The organism is Aeromicrobium sp. PFPM2_SD2, from assembly GCF_057364525.1.
The window spans coordinates 1-1,529 of sequence record NZ_JBNFNZ010000537.1 but is presented as its reverse complement, the minus strand read 5'-3'; the positions used below and the strand labels follow the sequence as shown (position 1 = coordinate 1,529).

General features: G+C 72.3%; 3 protein-coding genes. All 3 read right to left on the bottom strand.

Annotation, left to right across the window (positions count from 1 at the left end):
- Positions 1-327, bottom strand: a 327-nt coding sequence (locus AC2W7G_RS16040) for a hypothetical protein (RefSeq protein WP_485869316.1), incomplete at its 3' end; no start/stop codon positions are given.
- Positions 328-335: 8 nt separating this feature from the next.
- Complete coding sequence (locus tag AC2W7G_RS16035) at positions 336-1,289, bottom strand: ABC transporter permease (RefSeq protein ID WP_485869315.1); 954 nt, start codon at positions 1,287-1,289, stop codon at positions 336-338.
- On the bottom strand, positions 1,286-1,529 hold a 244-nt coding region (locus AC2W7G_RS16030; protein ID WP_485869314.1), incomplete at its 5' end, for an ROK family protein. The genes AC2W7G_RS16030 and AC2W7G_RS16035, both read right to left, overlap by 4 nt.

Below are 1,529 nucleotides of genomic sequence, written 5' to 3'. Positions count from 1 at the left end.
GCACCTGCACGAGGTGGGCCCAGGTGGCCGGTGCGCAGGCCGCCCGCAGCGGCGGCGATGCCGCACTCCAGGATCGACCGCCACCGCGGAGTTCGATGCCGCCGCGACGGATCGCACCGACGCGTCGGGGTTGCGGCCGATCTGCTTGGTCATGGCGAACGGACGCAGGCCGAGCCGGCCGGCCTCCGTGGCCAGGATGCGGGCGTTGCGCTCGATCGCGTCCAGGTCCAGGACGGTCGAGTTGGCCGGGACCTCCCCGGACTGGTGGAGCGCGGCGGCCGCCTCGAGCAGGGCGGGGTTGCGGCGGCGCAGGGTCTGCAGGAACACGGGGACTCCTAGACGGTCTTCTTGGCGCGCAGCGAGAGCGAGACGGCGACGAGGATGATGACGCCGCGCACGATCATCTGCTGGGAGACGTTGAGGCCGGCCAGGATGAGGCCGTTGTTGATCATCGCCATGAGCAGGCTGCCCACGAGGGCGCCGATCATCGCCGCCTTGCCGCCGGCGAGGGCGGTGCCGCCGACGATCACCGCGGCCAGCACGGACATCATGTCGCTCTCGCCCAAGGTGTACCGGGCGCCCTGGAGGCGTCCGCTGTACAGGACGCCGGCGAGCGCGGCCGCGCCGCCGCTGATCATGAACACGCCCATGCGGACGCGGTTGACCTTGACGCCGCTGACGCCGGCGGCGCGGGCGTCGTTGCCCACGGCCAGGACGTGCGCGCCGAAGCGACGCTGGCGCAGCACGTGCCAGCCGACGGCCACGACGACGACCGTCCACCACACCATGACCGAGACGCCGAGCAGCTCGCCGCCGCCGAAGAGCCAGACGAAGGTGTCGTCGACGACCGGCACCGACTTGAGGTCGGTCAGCTGACGGGCCACGCCGACGAGCAGGCCCATCGTGGCGAGGGTGACGAGGAAGGAGGGCAGACGCACGACCGTGACGAAGAAGCCATTCACCGCACCGACGAGGACGCCGATGGCCAGGCCGGCGACGCCCGCCAGCCACCACGCCTCGGTGGACTCGAGCACCATCGCGCTGCCGAGGGCCGCGACGGCGACCGTCGAGCCGATCGACAGGTCGATCTCGCCGGTGGCGAGGACGAAGACGGTGCCGACGGCCATCACGGTGATGGGCGCGGCCTGCACGACGATGTTGGTGAGGTTCGTCGTCGTGAGGAAGTACTCGGTCTGGGTGATCGCGAAGAAGGCGAAGACGAGCACGAAGCCGAGGTAGACGACGTAGTCGCGCCAGTGCGCCCCGAGGCGGTCGAGGGCCGTGGTCATGACGGGCTTCCTTCCGTGAGGTGGGCCTGGGCGGCGAGCCGCAGGGCCCCGACGAGCGCGGGGTCGCCGGCGACGGCGCTGTGCCGCAGGTCGAGGTCGTGGCCGAGCAGCGTCAGCTCGGCGCGCACGAGGTCCAACAGGTCCGTCCGCGAGCCGACGCCGCCGCCGAGCACGAAGCAGGCGGGGTCGAGGACGGCGTGGACGGCCACGAGCGCCTCGGCGAGGTGGCGCGCCGCGGCG